The 3156-nt window shown below is 72.0% G+C and carries 2 protein-coding genes and 1 pseudogene; 2 read left to right on the top strand and 1 reads right to left on the bottom strand.

The genetic code is table 11. The features are described 5' to 3' along the window. Positions 1 to 50: 50 nt before the first annotated feature. Entirely contained in the window at positions 51 to 593 is a 543-nt protein-coding gene (locus tag IZR01_RS48740; protein ID WP_194927842.1) for an RICIN domain-containing protein, read from the bottom strand. A 483-nt stretch (positions 594 to 1076) separates the two neighbouring features. Between IZR01_RS48740 and IZR01_RS48735 the strand changes: the two genes are divergently transcribed. Then, positions 1077 to 2792, top strand: coding sequence for a PucR family transcriptional regulator (locus tag IZR01_RS48735; RefSeq protein ID WP_323747324.1), 1716 nt, complete (start codon positions 1077 to 1079; stop codon positions 2790 to 2792). A gap of 197 nt (positions 2793 to 2989) precedes the next feature. Next, positions 2990 to 3156 (top strand): annotated as a pseudogene (locus IZR01_RS54640) (branched chain amino acid aminotransferase); the annotation flags it as partial.

Raw genomic sequence — 3156 nt, 5'->3', positions numbered from 1 at the left:
GGGGGTTAGGGGCGGTGCGGCGGCCGTGCGGACCGCCGCGCGTCAGGGAGTCAGGCGGCGCTGATCGTCCAGACCAGTTCATTGGGCACCACCGGCGCCCCGGCGTAGGAGTTGCGCAGCGTCAGGTTGGAGCCGGACCAGTTGGGGGTCTTCAGGCCGATCGCGAGGTTGGGACGGTCGAGGAGGCGGATCGTGAAGCCATTCGGCCGGGGAAACGCCACGAAGGCCTCCGTCGGCGATTCGTCACAGCCCTCGAGCCTGAGCGGGCTGTCGGCGGTCGGGTCCTGGGCCGCCAGGCACAGGTCGGAGTTGTCGTTGACCAGCCAGCCCGCGGTGTGGCTGCCCGGGAACGGGTGGTAGCTCCACACGTCTCCGGTGTACTTGGCAGGCCAGACCCGTACGACCGCCCCGGGGGCGGTGCTGCCACTCCAGGGCACCATGGTGGCGTTGACCGCGGTGTTGGTGAGCCGGACCGCGGCGCCGAAGGGGATGGGTCCGGCCGCGGCCGCCGAGCCGGCCAGCACGAACGGGCTGAGGACGAGAGCAGACAGGCACGCGATGGCGGCAGCCCGAGCGCGGGTGAACAGTGACACGGGGGTGGGATTCCTTCGGCGAGCTGGCGGCCGCCCCATTGGCGGCCACTCGTTACGCTCTGCACGTAGCCCGGAGTGACAAGAGCCGAACGTGAACTCCCTCGGATGGCGGAAGAGGCCAACTCATCTGGCCTATCCGAGGCGACGTGGACAGGTGCGGAATCTGGGCGCCCCGGCGGTGTCAGGCGGCCCAGGCCCCAGTACAGCGAATTCGCGTCGCAGGCTCCGTCGTTGTGGATGCAGAAGCGCTTGACCGGCACTCCGGGGGACTCCGCCGGTCCGGCGCCCGGCGAGGTGGCGATCAGCGGCAGGTGCCGGCCGGCCGGTGCCAGGTGCCAGACGCCAGACGCCGGTGACCGGCTGCATCGGGCCGCCTCCATGCGCCCAGCATGGCAGCCGCGGCGACGGGTCCAGCCCAAGATCCTTGCCAACGGAGACCCGGCGGCGTCAGGATGCCGTGGACGGCGAGGGATCCCGGCGTGGGTGCGGCTCGTAGATGTGGAAGGCGTGCGATTGGCGATGAAGGCGCATCTGCGGGCCAGCTTGGGCCGGGTCATCGAGGACCTGGGCAGCACCCTGCTCGAGGTGGTGTGCGGCGATGCGGTCTCGCAGGCCCCGGTCGGCGGCGTCGTCATCTACGATCCGCTGGAGGAGCAGGTGTCGTGCCTGGACGCGCTGGTCCTCGGGGTGGGGGTGCGGGAGCCGGCGTCGATCGCCGCGCTGCTCACCGACCCCGTCATGGCCGGCGCGGCCGCGTTGGTGGTCCGAGCGCCCGTCGTCGCTGATCCGGTCGTCGAGGCCGCGTCCTTGCGCTCGGGGGTCACCGTGCTGGCCCTGACGCCCGGGGCGACTTGGGCGCAGCTGGCGGCTATGGTCAGGTCGCTGATCGCGGAAGGCGACATCGCCGAGGTGGGCACGCCGACGATGTTCGGGACGCCGGCCGGCGACCTGTTCGCGCTCGCGAACGCCATCGCGGCATTGCTGGACGCGCCGATCACCATCGAGGACCGCGGTAACCGGGTTCTGGCATTCTCGGGCCGCCAGGACGAAGCCGACGCCTCGCGGGTGGCGACCATCCTCGGCCGGCAGGTCCCGGCGCAGTACACGCGCATCCTTGAGGAGCGCGGTGTCTACCAGGCTCTGTACCGCAGTGAGGAACCGGTGTTCGTCGATCCTCTGCCGGATCTGATAGGTCACGGCGAGATGCCCAGGGCCGCGCTGGTGGTGCGGGCCGGTGACGAGATCCTCGGCACGATCTGGGCCGCGGTGTGGGCGCCGCTGTCGGCCGAGCGTGCGCTGGCGCTGCGCGATGCGGCCAAGCTCGTCGCCTTGCACATGATGCGGCTGCGCGCGGGGGCCGACGTCGGGCGGCGGCTGCACGCCGACCTGGTCGCCACCGCGCTGGAGTCCGGGCCGGGCGCGGCGCAGGCCGTCGCGCGCCTCGGGCTGGCCGAGCGGGCCGCCGTGGTCGTCGCCCTCGACGTCATCGGCTCTCCCGCCGAGCCGTCCGCCGTGCAGCGCGCGCACCTGGTCGCCGAACGTCAACGCGTGGCCGACGCGTTCGCGGTGCACCTGACCGCCGTCCATCCGCGCTCGGCCGTGGCCGTCGTCGGCGACGTGGTGTACGCCATCGTGCCGGTGCCGCAGCAGAGCGCCGACGGCGCGCAGCGCGTCGCCGCGGTGGCGCAGGAGTTCCTGCGGCGCATCGGGATCCGGCACGGGCTGATCGTCGGCATCGGCGAGGTCGGCACCGGCCACAGCGGACTGTGCCGGTCGCGGGCCGGGGCGCACCGGGCACTGAACGTACTGCGGAACCGGGACGGCGAGGCCTGCGTGGCTTCGATCAGCGATGTCCAGCTCGAAGCGCTGCTGGCGGAGATGGCCGAGACGATCGCCGAGCGCGGCGACGCGCTCGGCGGCCCGGTCGCGCGGCTGACCCACTACGACTCCCTGCACCGCACCCGCCTGGTCGCCACGCTGCGGGCGTGGCTGGAGGCGTTCGGCGACGTGAACGCCGCTTCCGCGACGCAGTACGTCCATCCGAACACCTTCCGGTACCGGCTGCGTCGGGTCGCCGAGATCGGCCAGATCGACCTGCAGGACGCCGACGCCCGTTTCGCGGCCATGCTGCACCTTCGGCTACAGCCCCCCGGGCGGTCGACGACCCAGGGCGACCCTGACGCGGATCCGGTTCGCTGACACCGGCGGCACCGTCCGCACCCGTCCCATGAATCAGGGCTCTGAGACAAGAATCACATGAGCCCGGCCGTGCAGGCAGCCGACGATCTTCGTCCTTCTCTACAGATTCCGTCGCGCGGCCTTATCCGCCCGGACGAAGCTTCGGCCCGACCGGCGGACATACCCTCGGCACACCGATCCGTGAACGAAGCGGGTGTCTCCCCGGTGAGTGTGCCGGGTCGCGACTGAACGAGTCTCCCGCCCACCTCGGCATCCCGGCCGAGGAGGGCACGATCTCGGTCGAGCAGTGGCGCCAGGGCATCGAGAGCGGCGAGATCACCGAGGTGTTCGGTTGCGGCACCGCCGCCGTGGTCACCCCGCTGGG

This window comes from Catenulispora pinisilvae, from assembly GCF_015356865.1.
Classification (GTDB): Bacteria; Actinomycetota; Actinomycetes; order Streptomycetales; family Catenulisporaceae; genus Catenulispora; species Catenulispora pinisilvae.
The sequence above is the reverse complement of the archived record's forward strand: the minus strand, read 5'-3'. Positions and strand labels throughout refer to the sequence as shown.